Source organism: Sandarakinorhabdus sp. AAP62, assembly GCF_000331225.1.
GTDB lineage: Bacteria > Pseudomonadota > Alphaproteobacteria > Sphingomonadales > Sphingomonadaceae > Sandarakinorhabdus.
Genome location: NZ_ANFY01000003.1, coordinates 295,001 through 318,096, shown reverse-complemented (window position 1 = coordinate 318,096; position 23,096 = coordinate 295,001). Strand labels below are relative to the sequence as shown.

Below are 23,096 nucleotides of genomic sequence, written 5' to 3'. Positions count from 1 at the left end.
CGCGCTCAGGCCAACATTTGCGATGGAAGCAGGAAAAGGCGGCTTCTGGCGGCCGGGGCCTGATCCGGGGCGGATACCCCCCTTTCCTGTTCCTCCACTCCCAACCGGCTTGCCGTCGGCCCGTCGGCAGGCCATGAACAGGCTAGGGAGGCACCATGATCAAACAGTTCGTTTCCACGCTGGCGCTGATTCTGGCCGTCAGCGGCCACGCCCAGCCGGCCGCGCTCACGCCGACGATGCAGCCCGATATCGGCGCAAAATATGATGCGGTCACCCCGGATGCCGATTATGTACGCCGCGAGATCATGATCCCGATGCGCGACGGGGTGAAATTGTTCACCGTCGTGGTGATGAAGAAGGGCACCAGCGGCGGGCCGATCCTGCTGACCCGCACACCCTACAGCGCGGCCCGGGCAACGTCGCGCAATGTCAGCCTGCAGATCAGCGAAATCCTGCCCGTGGCCGACAAGAAGCTGGTGGAGGATGGCTATATCCGCGTCTATCAGGACGTACGCGGCATCCACAAATCCGAAGGCGATTATGTGATGACGCGTCCCCTGCGCGGGCCGCTGAATGGCACCGCCACCGATCACAGCACCGATGCCTATGACACGATCGACTGGCTGGTGAAGAATGTGCCGGAAACCAATGGCCGGGTGGCCATCACCGGTTCGTCCTACCCCGGTTTCACCAGCCTGATGGCGCTGATCGATCCGCACCCGGCCTTGAAAGCTGCCGTGCCGATGTCCCCCATGGTCGATGGCTGGGTGGGCGATGACTGGTTCCACAACGGCGCCTTCCGCCAGGGCTTTCTCGATTATTTCGTCGGCCAGACCGGCTCCAAATCCGCCGATACCGATGTCGCAATGGGCCGGCGGGACTATTATGCCGAGTTTCTCGCGGCAGGCTCGGCAGGCGGCTTTGCGAAAAAATATGGCTTCGACACGCTGCCGGCAGTGAAGAAGGTGATGGAGCACCCGGCCTATGACAGCTGGTGGCAGGGCCAGGCGCTGGATCGCCTGCTCGGCAGCCGGCCCTTGACGGTACCGACCATGCTGGTGGTGGGCCAGTGGGACCAGGAAGACAGCTATGGCGCGCCCGCCGTCTATCGCGCGCTGGAGCCCAAGGACACGAACAACAAGATGCTGTCGCTGGTGATCGGGCCGTGGCGGCATTCGGGCGTGAACTATGACGGTTCGGGCCTAGGCGTGCTGCGCTTCGAAGGCGACACCGGCCGGCAGTTCCGCGACGACGTGATGAAGCCCTTCCTCGACAGCCATCTGAAGACCGGCGCGCCGGCATTCGACGCGCCGCCGGTGCTCACCTATGCGGTGGGCGCCGACAAATGGCAGCGCCATGATCGCTTCCCGGCTGGCGAGAGGGTCAATCTCTATCTGGATGACCGTTTCAGCCTGTCACTGAACGCGCCTGCCGCCAAGGCGGCGCATGATGACTATGTCTCCGATCCGGCCCACCCGGTGCCGTTTGTGCCGGTGCCGGTGAATTTGAACGATCGCGCCATGTGGGGTGCCTGGCTGGTGAGCGACCAGCGCCACGCCAGCACGCGGCCCGATGTTGTCACCTATGTCTCGCCGCCGCTGAAGGCGCCGCTGCAGATCCACGGCCAACCGGAAGCCAATCTGTTTGCCAGCACCTCGGGGACGGACAGCGACTGGGTGGTGAAGTTGATCGATGTCTTCCCGGAAGAAAACAGCAGCCAGCCTGATCTGGCCGGGCTGCAGCTTGGCATCGGCATGGAGATTTTCCGTGGACGCTATGTGAAGAGCTTTGAAAAGCCGGAGCCGCTCACCCCCGGCAAGGCCGAGCGTTACCGCTTTCTGCTGCCCGGCGTGAATCATGTGATTCCAGCCGGCCACCGGCTGATGGTGCAGGTGCAATCGAGCTGGTTCCCGCTCTATGATCGCAACCCGCAGAAATATGTGCCCAACATCTTCCACGCTGCGCCCGGCGATTTCCAGAAGGCCACGCAGGGCGTCTGGCGCGATACCGCCCGGCCCAGCCACATCGCCATTCCGGTGGTAGGCGGCGCTGCTGCCGCGCGTGCCGCGCTGCCGAACTGAATTTCAACCAGGGGACTACCGATGCTGACTGCCTATCCAATGACGACGCTGGCGCTGATCGCTGCCTTGCTGGTCTATTTCGGCCTCGGCGTCGTGGTCGGCGGTGCGCGCGCCAAATATGGCGTGCCGGCCCCGCAAGCCAGCGGCCATCCCGAGTTCGACAAGCGCAACCGCGTCCACATGAACACGCTGGAGCAGCTGGCGCTGCTGGTGCCGGCGGTGATCGTTGGCGCGCCGGTGCTGGGCGACATGGTCGCCGCCGGCCTCACTGCGGTGTGGAGCCTGGGCCGCATCCTTTATGCCCGCGCCTATTATGCCGATCCGGCCAAGCGCGGGCCCGGTTTTGGCCTCACTTTCCTTCCCACCCTGATCCTGCTGGTGGCTGGCATCTGGGGTGGCATTTCGGCACTGATCTGAAACGCCAACCGGCCCGGCATCCCTGAAGGGACACCGGGCCGGTGACGGGCCGGGCGGGAGAGTGTGCCCGGCACGGGGGAACGATCAGAACCGCCAGCCAACGCCCACCCCAACAATCAGCGGATTGATATCGGCCCTGAGGTTGTTGACCAGCGCGCCTGTGGTGAGCCGGGCATTGGTATCCATGTCGACATATTTGACATCGAGATTGACGAACATCTTCTCGGTAATGTCGAAATCGATGCCGGCCTGCAGCGCGAAGCTGAAGCTGTTGGAAAGGTTCACGTTGGTGGCACCAATGGCGGTGTTGAGCTGGCTCGACGCCTTCTCGTTATAGAACATCGTCCAATTCACGCCGGCGCCGACATAAGGGTGAATCTTCCCTTCCGGCGCGAAATGATATTGCAGCGTCAGCGTCGGTGGCAGCACCCAGGTGCAGGCCAGCCGCCCGACGCCGGCGAGGCTGCCGCCGCCTTCCACGCAATGTTTGGTGGTCGCCGCGATCAGCTCCACGCCGATATTGTCGGTCAGCATGTAGGTGAAATCGATCTCCGGCGCATAGGCATCGGTGATACGGCCGGCGCTGGTCGGGAAGGTGGGCAGCACCGGGCCAACCTTTTCCTGCGGCACCACTGCAATGGCGCGCAGCCGCACCAGGAAATCGCCCTGTGCGGCCGCAGCCGGGCCGGCGGCCAGCACAAGCGCAACAATGGCAGCGGCAGTCTTCAACTTGGTCATCATGTTCGTCCCTGTTGTCGTGATGACCATCTTGTGGCGAAGCATGCCGCGCTTCTCTTTGATCTGGCTCAACAAATGCCTAAGGGCGATTGCGGAGAGGGTTTCCCCCTAGCACCGCAAATGTGAGGGCTGGCGAAGCCACCTGCGCCCTGTCAGGCTCAGCCAGCATCAAGGGAGGACAAGATCATGGGGACACTTGCGGGGCGCGTCGCTTTCGTCACCGGGGCAGCCAGCGGCATCGGCCGCGCCTGTGCCGTGCAGCTGGCGGCCGAAGGCGCCATCGTTTTCGCCACCGACATCGATGCCGAAGGCGGCCGCAAGACGGTGGAGCTGATCGAAGCCGCCGGCGGCCAGGCAACGTTTCGCGGGCAGGACGTGGTGGAAGAACCGCGCTGGGCGGAGTTGGTAAAGCGCGTCATGGATCTCTATGGCCGGCTTGATATTCTGGTGAACAACGCCGGCATCGGCACGACGGGCCTGATCACCGATGTGACGCTGGAACAGTGGAACCGGCAGATGGACATCAATGTCACCAGCTGCTTCCTCGGCACCAAGCACGCGCTGCCGGCGATGCGGTCGCCGCGACCTGATGGTCATGTTGGCGGCTCGATCATCAACATCTCCTCGGTGGCCGGGCTCGGCGGTTCAGCCGGCATGTCAGCCTATTGTGCCAGCAAGGGCGCGGTGCGGTTGCTGACAAAGGCCGTCGCCATGGAATGTGCGGCCATGAAGGACGGCATCCGCTGCAACAGCGTCCACCCCGGCATCATCGACACGCCGATCTGGCAGAAGATCGACACCTCGGGCGCCCTGTCAGCCGCTTTGGCTGTGTCTACCCTGCCGGGCGCGAACGCAATCGATGTCGATGCTGTCGGTGCCGGCGCCCCAGTCGGCTTTGCCGGCAAGCCCGAGGATATCGCGGCCGGCGTGGTGTTCCTGGCCAGCGATGCCAGCCGGTACATGACGGGTTCGGAACTGGTGATCGACGGCGGGTGGACGGCGCACTGAAAACCGACGGGCTGCGGGTTACGGCGTCACCCGCAGCACCTTGCCCGCATCTTCGTCCGTCGTCAGCCACACCGCGCCATCGGGGGCCACGCGTACATCGCGGATGCGTGCCGAAATCTTCGGAAAGATGCGGCTTTGCCCCACCACGCGGCCTGCAGCATCCACATCCAGCCGCCGCACTTCCTTGTTCACCAGGGCGCCGATGATCAGATCGCCCTGCCACTGCGGCCACAGCGCGCCGCGATAGACCGCCAGGCCGGACGGCGCGATCGAGGGCACCCACACGGCACGGCCATCGATCATGCCCTTGTATGTCTGGAACGGGCTGATGGTCGCGCCGCTGTAGTCCAGGCCCCTGGTGGCGACCGGCCAGCCATAATTGCCGCCCTTTTGGATCAGATTCAGCTCATCCCCGCCGCGTGGCCCATGTTCATGCTCCCACAGCCAGCCCGTCACGGCATCAACCGCAAGCCCTTGTGGATTGCGGTGGCCATAACTCCAGATATGGGGCTGCGCGCCGGCCTTGCCCCCCCGTTCATTGGCAAACGGATTGCCCGCCAGCGGCCGGCCATCGTCGGCCATGCGCATGATCTTGCCCAGGCCCGATTGCAACCGCTGCGCCTGCTCGCGATAGTCGAAACCGTCGCCGGTGGTCAGCACCAGGCTACCATCGGGCAGGAAGGCCATGCGCCCGCCAAAATGCACCGGCGTGTCCTTGGCCGGGCTGACCTGGAAGATGACCTTGGCCTCCACCAGCCGATCCCCGTCCAGCCGGGCGCGGGTGACGCGGGTGAAGTTCGCACCCTCCTCTCCGGCAGCATAGCTGAGGTAAATCAAGCCATTATCGGCGAACTTCGGGTGCAGCACCACATCGAACAGCCCGCCCTGGCTCTGCGCCCGCACCGCCGGCACGCCGGCAATCGCCCGCTTCTGCCCGCCCGTGCCCAGCCGCCACAGCCGCCCGGCGCGCTCCGTTACCAGCACATCACCTGCCGGCAAGAAAGCGATGCTCCACGGGTGATCCAGCCCGCTGGCCATCACCTGCACCTGCTCTGCCTGCGCCGCACCAGCCATCAAGGGGCCATACGCGGCGACAGTAAGAGTTATTAACAACTTTTTAGCGAAGCTTACCATTTCCGCCGAATCAACCCTTCCCTCGCGATTCCATCATGGAGTAAGAAGCGGCAAGGAACAGGAAAAAATACAACATGGCATCCATCAAGGACCTGTTGCGTACCGCCCCGGCCTGGTCAGCCGCGGTTCTCACCACCACTGCCATCGCCAGCATGATCCAAAGCTGGCAGGTGCAATCCGGTCTGCGCGATCTGGGGGTGGAAATCCCAGCCGGTCTGGCACTGGAAACCGCGGGCCGCGATTTTGCTGGCCTGCTGTTGCCATTGCTGGCGGTGTTCGGCTTTGCCCTGCTGGTCGCCTTCAGTCTCGCGCACTGGCTGAAGCCGCGCCTGCCGCTGCTCGCGCCCATCGCCTGGCCGCTGGCTGGCGGCCTTGCCATCGCCGCCGTGCTGATGGCCATGCATGCCCAGTTCCAGATGACCCCGTTGGCCGGCGCGCGCGGCATGGATGGTTTCATCCTGTTCTGCCTGGCCGGCGCCATCGGCGGATTCGTGTTCGGCTGGGTCAAACCGCGCTGAAGGATTTTACGCAACACCCCTACTTGTGTTGCCGTAAAGCCACACCATATCCTCCGATGAACAGGAGGAACGACCTCACATGAACATCGAAAAATTCACCGATCGCGCCAAGGGATTCCTGCAATCGGCGCAGACCGTGGCGATCCGCAACAACCACCAGCGCGTCGCGCCGGAACATGTGCTGAAGGCCCTTTTGGAAGATGAGCAGGGCATGGCCTCCGGCCTGATCAAGGCCGCCGGAGGCACCCCCGCCACCGCGCTGCAACTCACCGATCAGGCGCTGGCCAAGATCGCCCAGGTTTCCGGCAGCGGTGCGCAAAGCCTGGCGTGGGACAATGACACGGTGCGCGTGCTCGACAGCGCTGAACAGGTGGCGACCAAGGCAGGTGACAGCGTTGTCACCGTCGAACGCCTGCTGGTCGCCCTCGCGCTCGCCACCACCACCGAGGCCGGCAAGGCGCTGAAAGGCGCCGGCGTCACCCCGCAGGCGCTGAACGACGCCATCAACAGCGTGCGCAAGGGCCGCTCGGCTGATTCTGCCGGCGCCGAAGACAGTTTCGATGCGCTGAAGAAATATGCCCGCGACCTCACCGAAGCGGCGCGCGCCGGCAAGCTTGATCCGGTGATCGGCCGCGACGAGGAAATTCGCCGCACCATCCAGGTGCTTGCCCGCCGCACCAAGAACAACCCGGTGCTGATCGGCGAACCCGGCGTCGGCAAGACCGCGATTGCCGAAGGTCTGGCGCTGCGCATCGCCAACGGCGACGTGCCCGATGGCCTGAAGGACAAGCGGCTGATGGCGCTGGACATGGGCGCGCTGATCGCCGGCGCCAAATATCGCGGCGAGTTCGAGGAGCGGCTGAAGGGCGTGCTCGACGAAGTGCGTGCCGAAGGCAGCGACGTCGTGCTGTTCATCGACGAGATGCATACCCTCGTCGGCGCCGGCAAGGCGGAAGGCGCGATGGACGCTTCCAACCTGCTCAAGCCCGCGCTCGCCCGCGGCGAGCTGCACTGCATCGGCGCCACCACGCTGGAAGAATATCGCAAGCATGTGGAGAAGGACGCGGCGCTGGAACGCCGCTTCCAGCCTGTCCTTGTGGGCGAACCCACGGTGGAAGACACGATCTCCATCCTGCGCGGCCTGAAGGAGAAATATGAACTCCACCACGGCGTGCGCATCACCGATGGCGCCATCGTGGCCGCCGCGACGCTGTCCAACCGCTACATCGCCGACCGCTTCCTGCCCGACAAGGCCATCGACCTGATGGACGAAGCCGCCAGCCGCCTGCGCATGGAGGTGGAATCGAAGCCCGAGGAGATCGAGGCCCTCGACCGCCGCATCATCCAGCTCAAGATCGAGGCTGCCGCGCTGGAACGCGAGACCGATGCGGCCTCCAAGGAGCGGCTGAACGCGCTCAACGAGGAACTGGCCGGGCTGGAGGAAGAGTCCGGCACGCTCACCCGCCGCTGGCAGGCCGAGAAGGAAAAGCTGGCCGGCGCCACCCGCATCAAGGAGCAGCTGGACGCCGCCCGCATCGAGGTGGAGCAGGCCCAGCGCAGCGGCGATTATGCCAAGGCCGGTGAGCTGACCTATGGCCGCATCCCAGACCTCGAACGCCAGTTGGCCGAAGCCGAGCAGGTGACCCAGGCCGCGATGGTGCGCGAGGAAGTGACCGGCGATGATATCGCCGCCGTTGTCAGCCGTTGGACCGGCATTCCGGTCGACCGCATGCTGGAAGGCGAGCGCGACAAATTGCTGAAGATGGAGAGCATCCTCTCCGCCCAGGTGATCGGCCAGGAGGCCGCCGTGAAGGCGGTTTCCAGTGCCGTGCGCCGGGCCCGCGCCGGCCTGCAGGATCCGAACCGGCCGCTGGGCAGCTTCCTGTTCCTCGGCCCCACCGGCGTCGGCAAGACCGAGCTGACCAAAGCGCTGGCGCAGTTCCTGTTCGATGATCCGCGCGCGATGGTGCGGCTCGACATGAGCGAGTTCATGGAAAAGCACAGCGTCGCCCGGCTGATCGGCGCCCCTCCCGGCTATGTCGGCTATGAAGAAGGCGGCGTGCTGACCGAAGCGGTGCGGCGGCGCCCCTATCAGGTGGTGCTGTTCGACGAGGTAGAAAAGGCCCACGGCGACGTGTTCAACGTGCTGCTGCAGGTGCTCGATGATGGCCGCCTCACCGATGGCCAGGGCCGCACGGTGGATTTCACCAACACGCTGATCATCCTGACCAGCAACCTGGGCAGCCAATATATCGCTGCCCTGCCCGATGGCGCGCCAATCAGCGAGGCCGAACCGCAGGTGATGGAGGTGGTGCGCGGGCACTTCAGGCCCGAATTCCTCAACCGGCTGGACGAGATCGTGCTGTTCCAGCGGCTTGGGCAGGACGCGATGGCGCCGATCGTCGATATCCAGGTGAGCCGAGTCGCCGCCCTGCTGAAGGACCGCAAGGTGACGCTCGACCTCACCGACGCCGCCCGGCGTTGGCTGGCGCGGGTGGGCTATGATCCGGTCTACGGCGCACGCCCGCTGAAGCGCACCGTACAGAAACATTTGCAGGACCCGCTGGCCGAATTGATCCTTTCGGGCAGCGTGCCCGATGGCAGCACGGTGAACGTGGACGAAGGCGACGGAAAACTGGTGCTGGTCGCCGGGTCATGACAACGGCCAAGGGTTAGGCTTCAGTCGCGAACCAACGATTGGGTGCAGGCCTCAGGCCTGCCCGCCAGAGGCCATGCTTCCTTTTCTGCAACGTGATGGCTAGAACCCCGCCACCAACTGCAGCAACGCCTGCCGCCCCACCGGCCCATCGGCGCGTCCGGCATCGGCTGCGTTGCTGATGCTGGCCACCAGCCGGATGCGTGGGCTGAGCTGACGTTCGAGCCCCAGATCCAGCCCTCCGCGCGACGGCACGCCGGCCAGGGGCGAGCGCTGCCGCCAGCCGGCCATGGCGGCCCAGCCGTCATCTTCGACCCGCACCCGCAGCAAGGACTGAAAGTGCGCCACCGGCAGCGGCGTGAAATCGGCGCGCTGGTGGTGGGTGACCAGCGTTTCCAGCGTCAGTTGCGCCGTGGCGCCAATGCGGCCGCGCCAGAAGGCCGCCGCATCGATGGCCTGCACCCGCGCCGTCCCCGCCGTCTGGCGGCGCCAATCAATGCTGGCCACAAGACCCGGCACAAAGGCCGGCGCCAGCCGCAGGCCGATACTGCGGCCGATGCCGCTGGTGGAAGCCAGATCATCGATCCCGCGCGCCAGTTGGCCGCGCAGGGCGACGCCGGGGAAAAACTCCCAGCGCGCCCGCACGTTCCACAGTGCCTCGCTGCGGCCGGCGATCCAGGCCTGCCGCCAGCCCAGTTCCAGCCCAAGATCTTCGGCGGCGGGGCGATCCTGCAGCAGCGGCAGATAGGCCTGGGCATACAGCTCACGCGCCACGATCCGTGTTGCCGCCAGTCGCAATCGCCGCTGTTCGGCGCCAAAGGCCAGCGTGACCGCATCAACGGCGCCGGGCAGGACCATGTCGGTCTGCCGCGACACACCGGCGGAGAACAGCGCCTGGCGGCTGCCGACACCGGCGGCCTGATGGGCACCAGTTGCGGCGGCCAGGGTCCATTGCCAGGCCCGGCCGCCGCGCAGTTGCAGCGCCAGATCATGAAAATCGGCCTGATCCTGGCCTTCACGCCGGCTGGCAAACAGCCCCCGGCCAGTGAGCATCGCGCCCCCGATATCCTGCGCGAACCGGCCCGCCACGTGCCAACGCCCCTGCCGCGTGCCGGCCAGGCCAGCGGGGGTGGATACGGCGCCGCCCTGCGTGAAGCCCGCGCTGACCCAGCCACCATCGTCGCCGGCGCGCACATCAAGACCGCCAATGCCATGACCCGCCTGCTGGCCCGCCACGGCCCAGGAGCGATTGCCGGCGCCGGCTGGCGCGAGGGACAGATCGAGTGCACCGCCTATGCTGCCCGCGCCATGGCCCGTCCCCGCCGGCCCGGCCGACAATGCCGCGCCCGAAAGCCAGGCCAGCGGCAGTAGCGACAGATCAACCCGCCCATCGGCGGCCGGCGTGAGGCGCAGGCCGTCGAGCCGCACGATCGTGCCCGGCAAGCCAGACAGCGAAACCCCGCGCCCTGCCGGGGTGAGCAGGCTGAAATCTACCAGGGCTTCCCCTGTCAGCACGGCGCCGCGCTGGCGCAACCGATCCTCGCCCAGCACATGTTCCGTCACCATGGCAGGCCGCGCTGCAGCATCGGCGAAGGTGGGAACATCGGCAGGCATCGCCCCTTTCTAACGTCTGGACAGACAAAGGCCAGCGGGCCAAAGCTGCCGCCATGCCAAGGTGTTTCCCATGGACGTGAACGCCCTGTTCGCCCGCGCCGAACGCGCCTTTGCGGCTGGCCAGCATGCCAGTGTCCGGGCCGACTTGCGCGAGGTCCTCAGGCTTGTTGGCGAGCATCCGGCGGTGCTGCACCTGGCGGCGCTGAATGAATCGCGGGCTGGCGATGCCGGTGCCGCCCGCGTTGCGTTTGCGAGGGCGCTGTCGGCTGCGCCGACCGACGCGCAGATCCTGAACAATTTCGCCAACTTCCTGAAGCAGCAGGGCGATCTGCCGGCAGCACTGGGGCATTATGATCGCGCGCTGCAGGCCGCGCCCAACCTGCATCAGGCCAGGCTGAACCGTGCCATCCTGCTGAACAGCATGTCGCGCCATGAAGACGCCCGCCGCGATGCCGATCTGCTGATGGTCGCTCTGCCAGGCGATGCAGCGGTTCGGCAGACGAGCGGCGCCATCCACCTGGCGCTGGGGGCGATTGAGGCGGCAGCCGCCGATTTCGATGCCGTGCTTGCGCAGAACCCGCAGGATCTGAAGGCCCTGCATGGCCGGGCCCGGGCTGCGGCGATCGGCGGAGAGGAGGCGCGGGCTATCGGCCTGTATCGCGCCGCGCTTGGCCTCGCGCCGGATGACGGCGACCTGCTGATTGGGCTGGCAGAAGCACTCGAAGCGGCCGGTGAGGCAGAAGCAGCAGCCCCGTTGGCGGCCGCCGTTGCGGCGCGGCCAGACTGGGTGGAAGGCCATGGCGCGCTGGCACGCATGCAGGCCGAAGCGGGTGCAGGCGCGGAATTTGACGCGGCATGGCGGGTGGCAATAGCGGCGCGACCGGCGGATCTGGCGTTGGCGCTGGGCCATGTGGGCTGCCTTCTGGCCAGTGCCATGCCGCAGCAGGCGCTCGCAGCGCTGGATCGCATGGCGCCCCTGCATGGCAATCGCCCGGAATTTCACCTGTACAGCGCGATGGCAGCGGTGGATGCCGGCGACAGCGAACGCGCGGCGGCCGCGCTGGCGCAAGCCGGTGCGTTGCCGGGCACGGAGCTGACCCGGGCGCGCCTGGCCCTGCAGCAAGGAGACCCCGTGCAGGCGCGCGACCTGCTGGCACCCCTGGTGGCGGCGGCGCCGGATGATGTCGTGCTGTGGGCAAATCTCGATCTGGCCTGGCGGTTGCTGGGGGACGACAGCCATTACTGGTTGTCGGGTCAGCCCGGACTGGTTTCCACGCAAGAGATTGAATATGAAGGTGATTGGCAGCAGCTTGCGCAGGTTCTGCGCGGGTTGCACCGGGCGCGATCGCACCCGATCGGCCAATCGCTGCGCGGCGGCACGCAAACACGCGGACGGTTGTTCGGCCGACCGGAACCCGAGATCGCCACCCTGGGCCGGGCCATCATGGCTGCAGTGTCGCGGCATCTCGCAGCACTGCCGCCGGCGGATGCGCGGCATCCGCTGCTGCGCGATCGGCACCGGACACCACATTTCTCCGGAAGCTGGTCGGTGCGCCTGGTGGGAGAGGGTTTCCACGTCGCCCATATCCATCCTGCCGGTCGGCTTTCGTCGGCCTGTTACATCGTATTGCCCGACGGGCTGGATGCAGCGGGTGCGCCGGGCTGGCTCGAAGTGGGCGGGCCACCGGCCGAGTTGGCGCTTGATCTCAAGCCGCTGCATCTGATCCGGCCGCAGCCGGGCCGGCTGGCGCTGTTTCCCTCCACCTTGTTCCACGGCACCAGGCCATTCCCGGCCGGGGAGCGGCTGACCGTGGCCTTTGATGTGATGCTGCGATGACGGATGCCTGGAGCCGTTATTGGGCGCGCGAGACCAGCGGCGCCTGCCTGCCCGGTGCACCGGCGGCCGTGCAGGCTGCTTTGGCTGCGGTGTGGCAAGGTGCGTTCGCCGAACTGCCGGCGGGGTCGCGGCTGCTTGACGTGGCTTCGGGTGGCGGCGCCCTGCTGAAGCTGTTGGCGGAAAGTGGCAGCGGCGTGCTGGGCACCGGGATCGATTCTGCCGAGGTCAGCCCGGCGGCGGCCGCGCTGGGTGTGCGCGGTGCCGTCGATGCCCACGCTCTGCCATTTGGCGATGCCAGCCAGGATGTCGTGATCAGTCAGTTTGGGCTGGAATATTGCGGGCCCAAGGCCTGGGCAGAAGCGGCGCGCGTGCTGGCACCGAACGGCCTGTTGCTGCTCGTCTGCCATCACGCCGAAAGTCCGGCGGTACGGCACAATGGCCGGCGGCTGCGGGCGATGCAGGCCATGGCTGCAGCTGGCTTGTTCACCCTGGCCGAGCAGATTGCGTCCGGCCACGGCGAGGATGCGGCGCTGGCCCAGGCCGTGATGGCAGCTCGCAGGGACCATGCTGATCAGACGGTGGTGTCAGAGCTGCCCGGCGCGCTGGGCCATTGGGCCCAGCGAAGGCAACGGGAGGCCGTCGCGGCGATCCGGATTGAAGCCGAGGCCGAGATGGCGCGGTTGGCGGCGATGCAATCGGCAGCGCTTGATGCGGAAGGCGTGGCGCAGCGCCTGGCATGGCTTGCGCCGCTGGCAGCGCAGGCGCGGTCGTTGGACGGCCCGGATGGCGTGATCGGTTGGGTGGTACGCGGCCAACGCGATTGAACCGCAGCGCGATAGAGGCCGGCCGGACCTGATTGCATTCGGACTGAAGCGCGCTTTCCCAGTTTGTTGCGGCGCCGGCCGGCTGCGGTGCGCGCCGCGACAGGCTCGGCATGAATGAGGCTCTCCGGGTCAACTCGAACGCCAGTGAGTCCAGACTGTTTTCAACACGCAAGACCAAACAGAAAAGGGGCGGCTGGTTTCCCAGCCGCCCCTGATCTTGCGTCAGACGTCCGCGATTAGAAGCGGAAGCCAACCGAGATGAAGAAGTCGCGACCCAGCACGTCGTAAACGCCGGCGTAGGTGTTGGCCTGCTCCTGGTTGGTGCCGATGATCGGCGGCTTCTTGTCGAACAGGTTGTTGATACCTGCCGTAATGGCCACGTTGTCGGTCACGTCATAGTTGAAGGACAGATCGAACAGGCTGTAGGCCGGGATGCGTTCCACAACGAAGCGGACGGCGTCGTTGTCATCCTTGACCGCAGCCAGGTAGCGCCAGCGCACGTTGGTGGTCATGTTGCCATCCATCCAGGTCAGGCGGCTCTGGCTCTGGAACTTGCCCTGCGGGGTGCCGCAACGCGCGCCAAAGAAGCCAGCGCACTCGATCACGTTGTTGATACCCAGCACCGGGGTGAAGGTATTGCGCTGATAGATCGAGCCCAGGAAGTTCAGGTTGACGCGGGATTCATTGCCAAACAGGCCGAACTGCAGCGGGATGGTGTAATCCACGCCGATGTCGAAACCGCGGGTCTTCAGCGAGGACAGGTTGGCCACACCGGCGAAGATCGAGGCGATCGTGCCGTCGGGGTTGGTCGAACCATCAAGCGCACCGGTCGAGTCGTTGCGATTGATCAGCTGGCAGAAGCCGTTGGTCGGATCCTGGAAGGTGTTGAAGCACAGGTTGAGGATGTTGGCAGCGCCACCACCGGCCGTGGCAACAGCGTTGCCAATTTCGATGTTGAAATAGTCAACCGTGATCGACAGGCGCGGGATGAAGCTGGGCTTCAGCACGACACCGGCGGTCCAGGTATCAGCCTGTTCGGCGTTCAGGTTCGGGTTACCGCCCGTGCGAGCCTGCAGCTGGGTGTTGGGCTGCAGAGCCGACGGGATGCCCTGGCCAAGGTTGGCCGCCGGCACGCCGGTACCGATGCAGGTGTTGCGCAGCGGGCCAGCAGCAAGAGCAGCCGCCGTGGTGCACGGATCGGTAGCAGTCGGGAAGCCGATGCCGCCACCGCCGAACAGTTCGCCGACGTTCGGAGCGCGAACGGCGCGGCTATACTGGCCACGGAAGGTGATGTCCTTGATCGGGCTCCACTGAGCGCCAACCGCATAGGTCCACACGCCGCCGACGGTCGGCAGGTTGTAGTCCGAATAACGGCCGGCAGCAGTGACTTCCAGGCGCTGGAAGAACGGCTGATCAGCGGCGATCGGCACGATGATTTCACCGAACACTTCCTTGGCGTGGTAACCGCCGCGGGTCGGGTTGGTGGCGTTGAAACCGATCACGTCACCCGACGACAGCGCAGTGTCCGGGATGAACTGCGAGGTCACGCGGCGATATTCGAAACCGCCGTTGACGGCGACGTCGCCACCGCCCCAACCGAGGTTGAACAGCGGACCGCCAACGTTGGCCTGGGCCACTTCCAGCGTCGAAACAGTGGTGTTCTGCGCGATGATCGAGATGGCGCTGGCCATCGCCGGCGACAGCGAGTTTTCGCCGAAGATATCGAGCGCCACAGCACCGGCGGTGCCGTCAAGGCCACGCTGGAAGGCGGAACGCGACACGTTGCCTTCCTGGATGTTGCTGTTGCGGGTACGCGCGAACGAATAATAGGCGTCGTAGTTCCAGCCGCTGCCGATATCGCCACGCAGACCGAACAGCACGCGGAAGGCGCTGCGCTCGTCGTTGTTGATACGGGCATTGATATCGGTGACGCGACGGTTGATCGTCGCGGCAATCACGCCGGGGCCGTTGGCGATGGCGTTGGCACCGGTCGGGCTGTACAGCGTCGCGGCATTGCCGGTCAGGCCGGCAGCAGCGCGCGCCGCGTTGATCGCGGTTTCGTTGGCATCGATCTGCTGCAGCAGGGTGTTGTCAGCAGCCGACAGGAACGGCGCCACGGTGGCGAGACGCACGTTGAAGGTGCCGGTGACCGGGGTCGCGGCCAGCTGCGCACGCACATTGTTCTGCACATACGAAACTTCGGTGTAGGCCGTCACACCCTTGGTGATTTCGTAATCAGCGTAACCACCGAACAGGTAACGCTCTTGCGGCACCATCAGATAGTTGACCGGCGCATAGTTGTAGAGATCGGTCGCGCCGCTGAAGGGGCGCGCGCTGGCCGTGGTCGAATCAAAGGTGCCGCCCAGCGAAGTGCCGAATGCACCGACGCCCAGCGGCAGCACGTTGCAGCCGGCCGGCTGCGTGGCGCCCAGCGCATCGCAGATGGTCGAAGTCGGGGTGCCCGGGGTCAGGAAGGTGTTGGAAGCGGCAACCGCCAGACGGCCGGCCGGGGTGGCGGCAGAACCACCCGAGGTGAAGCCCGTGGCCGTCGCGTTGTCAGCAAACGCAGTCGCCGAGAACGGACGCTCGCCCTGGAACACCGGCTTGCGGTTGTAGTAGCTGGCATAGACCGTGGCATGGCCGCGGCCGTCACCGAAGGAACCACCGAACGCCACGTTCATGTCGAGGCGGTTGCCATCGCCGCGCTCGGTCAGGCTCTGGGTCACATTGGCCTGGAAGCCTTCCAGGTTCTTCAGCTTGAAGTTGACGACGCCGGCAATGGCGTCCGAACCGTAGACTGCCGAAGCACCGCCGGTGATGGTTTCCACGCCTTCCAGCAGGAACTGCGGAATGGTGTTGAGGTCGACGACCTGGTTGGTGCTGTAGAACATCCAGCGACGGCCGTTGACCAGCACCGAGGTGCGGGTGGCGCCAAGGCCGCGCAGGTTGAGGGTGGCGACGCCGCCGCCCGGGTTGTTCGAGAAGGCGGTGGTGCCCGGCACCACCTGCGGCAGCGTGTTGATGATGCTTTCAACGTTCACGGCGCCGAAATTCTTGAATTCCACGCCAGACACGACAGCCAACGGGGCCGGCGTGTCGAGGTCACGCCGCGCGATGCGCGAACCGGTGACGACAATGGCTTCATCAGCAGCAGCTTCTTCGGCAGCCGCCGTCTGCTGGGCGAACGCCGGAGCCGACGCCATGGCGAAAGCCAGCGTCAGGGCGCTGGTCGTCAGCGCCAGGCGGCGAGGCGAGTTCTTGAATTGCGTCACGGAAAAATCCCTTCTGTTGACCAAATTTTCAGGGAGCTGCGCCGCATCAAAAAGGACGGCCGACAGCCTTTCGGCTGCAAACCATCCATCAAGTGGCGCCTTTTCGGCACCACGGCACAACACCCAGCCCCTCTACAGGCCTGTGTACGTTTTGTGAAAACCCCGTCGCCGTGTAAAGCGCGCAAACGCCCGCAGGGTCGTTTCCGCCTCTTTGTGTGACCATTTCGCCACAATAACAAAGCCCAGCTTTGCCGTGCCTCAGCGACAGGCGCGGCATATCGGCCTTTTGCTCCCGCCATGATGGCTCTAAGGCAGAGTGATGGAGAGCGACGCCGCAATTGCCGCCTATGCAAGGCGGTTTTCCGACCCGGACGCCCGTGCACGCGGCCGGGGGCCGGCCCTGCCGCCCGATCTGGCGCGGCTGGAGGCGGAGGCCATCCACATCCTGCGCGAGGTGGCGGCCTCGTTCCGCACGCCGGTGATGCTCTACAGCATCGGCAAGGATTCAACGGTGATGCTGCACCTGGCGCTGAAGGCGTTCTGGCCGTCGCTGCCGCCCTTCCCGCTGCTGCATGTCGACAGCCTGTGGGAATTCGCCGCCATGGGATCGTTCCGCGACACGCTGCGGGACGCGCTGGGCATCGATATCCGCGTGCATGTGAACGAGGAAGGGGCGGCGCGCGGCATCAATCCCTTCGTCCACGGATCGGCGCTGCACACCGAAGTGATGCGCACCACCGGCCTGCTGCAAGCACTGACCGACGGCGGCTTTGACGCGGCCATCGGCGGCGGCCGCCGTGACGAAGAGAAATCCCGCGCCAAGGAGCGCATCTTCTCGTTCCGCGACGCCCACCAGGGCTGGGACCCGCGCCGCCAGCGCCCGGAATTCTGGCGCACCTACAACACGCGCGTTGGCCCCGGTGAATCCATGCGCGTCTTCCCCATCTCCAACTGGACCGAGCTCGATGTGTGGCGTTACATCGAGGCCGAAACCATCCCGGTGGTGCCGCTCTATTTCGCCGACGTTCGCCCCACCGTGATCCGCGATGATGTGCTGCTGATGGTGGATGATGATCGCCTGCCATTGCAGCCAGGCGAAACGCCGATGATGCGCCGGATCCGCTTCCGCACCCTGGGCTGCTACCCGCTCACCGGTGCGGTGGAGTCCGAAGCCGAAACGCTGGCCGATATCGTGGCCGAAATGGCCGATACCCGCACCTCCGAACGCCAGGGCCGGGTGATCGATCGCGACGGCGACGGATCGATGGAGCAGAAGAAGCGGCAGGGGTATTTCTGATGGCCACTGCCCTCAACCGTGACGGCGTGCTGCGCCTCATCACCTGCGGATCGGTGGACGACGGCAAGTCCACCCTGATTGGCCGCCTGCTGTACGACAGCCAGGCCATCATGGACGACACGCTGAACACCCTTGCCACGGACAGCCGCAAGCACGGCACCACCGGCGGCGAAATCGATTACGCCCTGCTGCTCGACGGGCTGGAGGCCGAGCGCGAGCAGGGCATCACCATCGATGTCGCATGGCGCTTCTTCGCCACACCGCGCCGCCGCTTCATCATCGCCGATACGCCCGGCCACGAACAATATACGCGCAACATGGCCACCGGCGCCTCCACCGCCGATCTGGCGATCATCCTCGTTGATGCGTCCAAGGGCCTGCTGCCGCAGACGCGCCGCCACAGCTTCATAGCCTCGCTGATGGGCATCGGCCACATCGTGCTCGCCGTGAACAAGATGGACCTTGTCGGCTTTGACGAGGCACGGTTTCGCGCCATCGTCGCCGAATACACCACCATCGCCGAACGGCTGGGCTTTGCCGGCTTCACCGCCATCCCGATGGCCGCCCGCGCCGGCCTCAACCTCGCCAGCCCGGCCGCCGAAATGGCCTGGTACGATGGGCCCACCCTGATCGCGCATCTGGAAAGCATCGAACTCGCCGCCACCGATGCCAGCGGGCCCCTGCGCTTCCCGGTGCAATGGGTGAACCGCCCCGATGCCCATTTCCGTGGCTATGCCGGCACCATCGTTGCCGGACAGGTGAAGCCCGGCGACCCCATCGTCACGGCGCGGTCAGGCAAGGCCAGCAAGGTCGCCCGCATCGTCACCGTCGATGGCGATCTCGCCGGCGCCGGCCCGGAGGCGGCCGTCACCCTGGTGCTGGAAGACGAGATCGACATCTCGCGCGGCGACATGCTGGTCAGCCCGGAAAGCCGGCCCGCCGTCGCCCAGCAATTCGCCGCCGATCTGATCTGGCTGGATGAAGACGCGCTGAAACCCGGCCGCTCCTACCTGCTCAAATCCGGGCCCCTCACCACCCCGGCCTCGGTCACGCTGCTGAAACACCGCATCGATATCACCACGCTCGACGAACGCCCGGCCCGCACGCTCGCCATGAACGAGATTGGCCTCGCCAACCTCGAAACCACCGCGCCGCTGCTGTTCGATCCCTACACCGACTGCCGGGACACCGGCGGCTTCATCCTGATCGATCGCTACACCAACAACACCGTCGGCGCCGGCATGATCCGCCACGCCCTCAGGCGCGCCAGCAACATCCACCTGCAACCGATGACAGTCACCCAGGCCCAGCGCAGCGCGCTGAACGGCCATCAACCCGCCGTGATCTGGTTCACCGGGCTTTCAGGCAGCGGCAAATCCACCATTGCCAACCTGGTCGAAGCCCGCCTCGCCGCGCTCAGCTGCCACACCTACGCGCTGGATGGCGACAATGTCCGCCACGGCCTCAACCGCGACTTGGGCTTCACCGATGCCGACCGTGTCGAAAACATCCGCCGCATCGGCGAAGTCGCCAAACTGATGGCCGACGCCGGACTGATCGTCACCTGCTCCTTCATCTCGCCCTTCCGCTCCGAACGCGAAATGGCGCGGGCTTTGGTGGGTGCTGACCGCTTCATCGAAGTCTTCGTCGATACCCCGCTCGAAGTCTGCCAGTCCCGCGACCCCAAAGGCCTCTACGCCAAGGCCGCCAGCGGCGAGCTGCGCAACTTCACTGGCATCGACAGCCCCTACGAAGCGCCTGAAGCGCCGCAGCTGCACATCAAGACGCAAGAAATGAGCGAAGCCGACGCGGCCGAGGCGATCATCACCTGGCTGCGGGCGCGCGATATCATCGGGTGAAGAGGGAGCGAGAGAGCCTCCGGCGGGGCAGGTGCTCAGCCCCTGTCCGCCGGAGGCCACTTAGTTCTTGTTCAGATTATACTTCATGATCCGCCCATGCCGCCCTTCCCGGTCGCGTTCCAGCGCATAGACATCGCCTTGCGGACCCGGCGTCAGCACGGCGGCAATGGCGGCATGGTCAGCGGCGGAGAGGCGCAAGGCGGCGATGGCCAGCGTGTCGGCCAGGTGGCCGGCGTGGCGGGCGCCGATGATGACGGCGCTGACGCCAGGTTGATCGAGCACCCAGCGCGCGGCGACGGCGGAGAGCGGGACGGCGTGCGCCTGGGCGATGCGGTCGAGCGCGCGCAACAGCGCCTGGAACGCGTCCCACCCGCCGCATTCATCGATGATCAGGCGATATTTGATCAGGCTGCGGTTGGAGAGGGTTTCGGCGGGATCCTGTGCCCCGAGCCAGCGGGCGGAGAGGAAGCCGCCGGCCAGCGCGCCATAGCAGATCAGGCCGGTGTTGCTGGCGGCGGCAGTGGCAGTGAAGTCGCCGGCCGGGCGACGATCGAGCAGGGAATATTGCACCTGAATGCTGGTGAGCGGCGCGCCGGCGGCGGCGAATGCGGCAACGTGGGACGCATCGAAATTGGTGCCGGCGATGTGGGCGATCTTGCCGGCTTGCTGCAACGCCTGCAGGTGCAGCAGCGTTTCGATGCAGCGCGGCTGGGCATAATCCCACCAGTGGAACTGCACCAGATCGAGCCGGTCCATGCCGAGCCGGGCGCGACTGCGATCGATGATGGCTTCCACATCGGCGCGGGTAATGGTGGGCAACAGGGTAAGATCGGGCACGAACTTGGTGTGCACCTTCAGCCGGGCCAGCGCTTCAGCACCGCGCGCCTGGCCAAGATGGCGGCGGAAATCGCCGATCATTTCTTCCACGCCGGTGTAGATATCGGCGCAATCCAGCGTGGTGATGCCGGCATCGAAGAAGGCGAGGAAGCCATCGTTCAGGCTGTCGCGCTCAACCGGTCCGTGATCGCCGGCGAGCTGCCAGCCGCCACGGATGATCCGCGAAATCTCGTGGCCGGGGGCCAGTGTGGTGCGCTCGACGCTCATGGTTTCACCGTTGCCGTGGTCTCGGCGCGGCGGAAGCTGCGCTTGGTCAGGCGGGTGATGCGCAGGCGGGATGGGCAATTGGGATCGGGGCAGGCGATTTCGGCGTCGCTGTCCATCCAGTCGTTGGGGTCGGTGGCGCGTTGCTTGGCCGCTAGCAGCGGCAGCACGGCGGCGAGGCTGTAGATCGAAAAACCCTGGCCCGGCGGCAGGAACAGCAGCTCGCCGCGCAGTTCGAACCAGTCACCCGGCTTGGCGTTGCACCACAGGGCAGCGCCGGGCGGAGCGATCACTTCGACCTTGAGGTCATAGAGTTCGAATGCATCATCCATGTTGGCCCTTGTGCAACAGATGAACGGTCATCACCAGCCCGCTGGCCAGCACGGCGGCTTCATGGCATCATCACGACAGGGTCAGTCAAATTCTGCTTGGGGGAAGAAGATGTTGCGCCTGTTTGCGATCATGCTGCTCTGTTGCGCTTTGCCGGGCTGCGCCTATCACAGCCTCACCGTGCCGGTGCCCAATCGCGGCGATCAATATCTGCACCCTGTGACCAGCAATGCCATTGCCTGGGGCGCCATCGAGGATCCGAAGAAGGCCGAAGCCTGTGTTGGCACCAACAGCATCAGCGATGTGCAGGTGCGCACCTCGTTGCTGCAGTCGCTGGCGACCGTGCTCACCCTCGGGTTCTGGCAACCGTCCCACATCCGCTATCGCTGCGGCAAGCTGCCGACCGGTGAAGGCGAGATTCCGAAATAAGGGGGACGCCGCATGGCTCGGATCCTGAAATTTGACGATCGCACCTGGCACAATTGGCATTTCACCGAACGGGATGTGCCGATTGCCGGCCGGTACGAGCTGCACCGTGCCGTTACCGCCAGCCTGGCCGACATGCGGGCCAGCGCCTCGGCCGTGCAGGATCTGATTGGCAAGGCCTTCACCGAACGGCGCCGGCTGCGCGCACATGGCGCGACCTGGTCCTTTTCGGCGGCGCCGTCGGTGCCCGGCGGCTGGCCGCTGGCGACGGGCTATGCCAACCAGTTGTTTGCGCTGCCGCCCAGCCATGTCGATCCCGGCTTTACGGGGGACAGACAAGGCCTGGTGCTGTGCCAGACCGGGATTTCGGTGGCCGAACTGAACATGTGGCTGGAGCCGCGCGGGCGATCGCTGGCGACCACCGGCGCATCGAACGGGCAGACATTCGTGGGCGCGATGAGCTGTTCCACCCACGGTTCCGCGATCGATCATGGCGCCATCCAGAGCCAGGTGCGCGCCATCCAGCTGATCCCGGGGCCCGACCGCAATCTGTGGATCGAGCCGGCGAGCCGTCCCGTCACCGATGGCCGGCTGGCGGCCGAACTGGGTGCCACCGTGATGCGTGATGACCGGCTGTTTGCCGCCGCACTGGTGTCGCTGGGGGCGCTGGGGGTGGTGCATGCCGTGCTGGTGGAAAGCGTGCCGCGGTTCCTGCTTGAAAGCCACCGCAAGCGCTTGCCGGCCGGGCCGGAGTTGCTGAACGCGATGCGCAGCCTGGCTGATGCCGATTTTGCCGCCAGCGATCTGCCAGGCGCAGCGGGACGGCGGCCCTATTTCTTCCAGTCGGTGATCAATGATCAGATTGACAAGGGTTTTGCCTATGTCACCTGCGGCTATCGCTGCGACTGGGACGATGGCCATGATCTGGATTACAGCATACAGCCCAAGCGCAGCCCGGGCTATAATCTGGCGACGGTGGTGGCCAATCTGCTCGATGCGGCGCCAGGGCTGACGCCAATCATCACCAAGGCGGTGCTGGCCGATCAATTGAGCCCCATCAACGGCCGGGTTGGCAGCTGGGGGCAGAGCTTCAACTTCACGACGCCGCGCGCCGGTACGGCAGGTGCTTCGGTAGCGACGCCGGTGGATTTCGTGCACGACGTAAGGGCAATCTTCCAGGCCGCGCTGAAGAAGGTTGGCAAGGCACCGGTGGCCTTTGCCTGCCGTTACGCCCGCAAATCGCCGGGCCATCTCGCCTTCATCCGCTGGCCACAGAGTGTGATCATCGACATCGATGGGCTCGACAACAATGCCACGAGGCAGGTGATGGCCCAAGCCATTGTCGATCTGCGCGCCGCCGGGATTCCGCATGCCGAACATTGGGGCAAATTGAACCAGGCGACGGCCACAAGCGTGCGTGATGCCTATGGCGATGATCTGGAACGCTGGCTGGCGGCGCGGGTCGATCTGCTGGATCGCGAAGGCGAATATGTGTTTGGCAGCGATTGGCTGGATCGCCTTGGATTGAGCAATCGCAATTTCTGAGGGGAGGCGTGCGCGATGAGCTATATCGACGGCTATGTGATCGCCGTTCCGGCTGCAAACAAGGACAAGTTTGAAGCGCATGCCCAGCTGGGCGACAGCGTGTTCATTGATCTGGGCGCGCTGCGCGTGATGGAATGCTGGGCGGACGATGTTCCTGAGGGGAAACAGACGGACTTCCGCCGCGCCGTGCAGGCGACGGCAGACGAAGAAATCGTGTTTTCCTGGGTGGAATGGCCAGACAAGGCCACGCGCGACGCCGCTTATGCCATCATGACGGGCTGGATGACCAACCCCGAAACAGCCGATCCACGCATGGACCCGGTGACGAACCCGATGCCGTTCGATGGAAAGCGGATGATCTTTGGCGGATTCACACCGTTGGTCGTGTTGGAGCGGCCGTAAGCCGAACAACAAAAAGCCCCGCCGGGATAAGCCGGCG

18 protein-coding genes are annotated in these 23,096 nt (G+C 65.6%); 12 read left to right on the top strand and 6 right to left on the bottom strand.

What is annotated here, in order from left to right; translation table 11 throughout:
- Positions 1-155: 155 nt before the first annotated feature.
- Positions 156-2,081, top strand: a complete 1,926-nt coding sequence (locus D619_RS0101725; protein WP_017666829.1) for a CocE/NonD family hydrolase — start codon at positions 156-158, stop codon at positions 2,079-2,081.
- Positions 2,082-2,102: 21 nt separating this feature from the next.
- Positions 2,103-2,498: an MAPEG family protein gene (locus D619_RS0101720; RefSeq protein WP_017666828.1), complete on the top strand. Its 396-nt coding sequence runs from the start codon at positions 2,103-2,105 to the stop codon at positions 2,496-2,498.
- A gap of 84 nt (positions 2,499-2,582) precedes the next feature.
- Here the strand turns inward: D619_RS0101720 and D619_RS0101715 are convergent, their stop codons facing one another.
- A complete protein-coding gene (locus tag D619_RS0101715; RefSeq protein WP_152417269.1) occupies positions 2,583-3,236 on the bottom strand; it encodes an OmpW family outer membrane protein in 654 nt (217 codons plus the stop codon).
- A 186-nt stretch (positions 3,237-3,422) separates the two neighbouring features.
- On the opposite strand from D619_RS0101715, the gene D619_RS0101705 reads away from it, so the two are divergent.
- Positions 3,423-4,244, top strand: a complete 822-nt coding sequence (locus tag D619_RS0101705) for an SDR family oxidoreductase (RefSeq protein WP_017666825.1) — start codon at positions 3,423-3,425, stop codon at positions 4,242-4,244.
- An 18-nt stretch (positions 4,245-4,262) separates the two neighbouring features.
- On the opposite strand, the gene D619_RS0101700 is transcribed toward D619_RS0101705, so the two are convergent.
- Entirely contained in the window at positions 4,263-5,318 is a 1,056-nt protein-coding gene (locus D619_RS0101700; RefSeq protein ID WP_017666824.1) for a PQQ-dependent sugar dehydrogenase, read from the bottom strand.
- Between the two features lie 134 nt (positions 5,319-5,452).
- On the opposite strand from D619_RS0101700, the gene D619_RS0101695 reads away from it, so the two are divergent.
- Positions 5,453-5,896, top strand: coding sequence for a hypothetical protein (locus D619_RS0101695; RefSeq protein ID WP_020480365.1), 444 nt, complete (start codon positions 5,453-5,455; stop codon positions 5,894-5,896).
- Positions 5,897-5,975: 79 nt separating this feature from the next.
- On the top strand, positions 5,976-8,555 hold the full coding sequence (clpB, locus tag D619_RS0101690) for an ATP-dependent chaperone ClpB (RefSeq protein ID WP_017666821.1): 2,580 nt from the start codon (positions 5,976-5,978) through the stop codon (positions 8,553-8,555).
- Positions 8,556-8,654: 99 nt separating this feature from the next.
- Here clpB and D619_RS0101685 read toward each other — a convergent pair whose 3' ends face one another.
- Positions 8,655-10,166 carry a hypothetical protein gene (locus D619_RS0101685; RefSeq protein ID WP_017666820.1) on the bottom strand — a complete coding sequence of 504 codons (1,512 nt, stop codon included), beginning with the start codon at positions 10,164-10,166 and terminating at the stop codon, positions 8,655-8,657.
- 70 nt (positions 10,167-10,236) lie between these two features.
- Here D619_RS0101685 and D619_RS15255 point away from each other — a divergent pair, with 70 nt between their 5' ends.
- Entirely contained in the window at positions 10,237-12,003 is a 1,767-nt protein-coding gene (locus tag D619_RS15255) for a putative 2OG-Fe(II) oxygenase (protein WP_017666819.1), read from the top strand.
- The gene (locus tag D619_RS17040) at positions 12,000-12,827 is read left to right on the top strand and encodes a class I SAM-dependent methyltransferase (protein ID WP_017666818.1); all 828 of its coding nucleotides are present in this window, start codon (positions 12,000-12,002) and stop codon (positions 12,825-12,827) included. The genes D619_RS15255 and D619_RS17040 overlap by 4 nt, the downstream gene beginning before the upstream one ends.
- Positions 12,828-13,063: 236 nt before the next feature.
- Here D619_RS17040 and D619_RS0101670 read toward each other — a convergent pair whose 3' ends face one another.
- Positions 13,064-16,099 carry a TonB-dependent receptor gene (locus tag D619_RS0101670; RefSeq protein ID WP_243442590.1) on the bottom strand — a complete coding sequence of 1,012 codons (3,036 nt, stop codon included), beginning with the start codon at positions 16,097-16,099 and terminating at the stop codon, positions 13,064-13,066.
- Positions 16,100-16,418: 319 nt separating this feature from the next.
- On the opposite strand from D619_RS0101670, the gene cysD reads away from it, so the two are divergent.
- Both cysD and cysN read left to right on the top strand, forming a co-directional pair.
- A complete protein-coding gene (cysD, locus tag D619_RS0101665) occupies positions 16,419-17,396 on the top strand; it encodes a sulfate adenylyltransferase subunit CysD (protein ID WP_017666816.1) in 978 nt (325 codons plus the stop codon).
- On the top strand, positions 17,396-19,255 hold the full coding sequence (cysN, locus tag D619_RS0101660) for a sulfate adenylyltransferase subunit CysN (RefSeq protein ID WP_017666815.1): 1,860 nt from the start codon (positions 17,396-17,398) through the stop codon (positions 19,253-19,255). Before cysD ends, cysN begins: the two co-directional genes overlap by 1 nt.
- Before the next feature lie 60 nt (positions 19,256-19,315).
- Here cysN and D619_RS0101655 read toward each other — a convergent pair whose 3' ends face one another.
- Positions 19,316-20,359 (bottom strand): aldo/keto reductase, encoded by a 1,044-nt coding sequence (locus tag D619_RS0101655; RefSeq protein WP_017666814.1) that lies wholly within the window; start codon positions 20,357-20,359, stop codon positions 19,316-19,318.
- A complete protein-coding gene (locus D619_RS0101650) occupies positions 20,356-20,688 on the bottom strand; it encodes a TIGR04076 family protein (RefSeq protein WP_017666813.1) in 333 nt (110 codons plus the stop codon). Before D619_RS0101650 ends, D619_RS0101655 begins: the two co-directional genes overlap by 4 nt.
- A gap of 109 nt (positions 20,689-20,797) precedes the next feature.
- Between D619_RS0101650 and D619_RS0101645 the strand changes: the two genes are divergently transcribed.
- From D619_RS0101645 to D619_RS0101635, 3 genes are read left to right on the top strand one after another with little or no spacing between them, the layout of a single operon-like run.
- Positions 20,798-21,115, top strand: coding sequence for a hypothetical protein (locus D619_RS0101645; RefSeq protein WP_017666812.1), 318 nt, complete (start codon positions 20,798-20,800; stop codon positions 21,113-21,115).
- Positions 21,116-21,127: 12 nt separating this feature from the next.
- Positions 21,128-22,657 (top strand): hypothetical protein, encoded by a 1,530-nt coding sequence (locus tag D619_RS0101640; RefSeq protein WP_017666811.1) that lies wholly within the window; start codon positions 21,128-21,130, stop codon positions 22,655-22,657.
- A gap of 15 nt (positions 22,658-22,672) precedes the next feature.
- Positions 22,673-23,059 (top strand): DUF1428 domain-containing protein, encoded by a 387-nt coding sequence (locus tag D619_RS0101635; protein ID WP_017666810.1) that lies wholly within the window; start codon positions 22,673-22,675, stop codon positions 23,057-23,059.
- Positions 23,060-23,096: the final 37 nt, after the last annotated feature.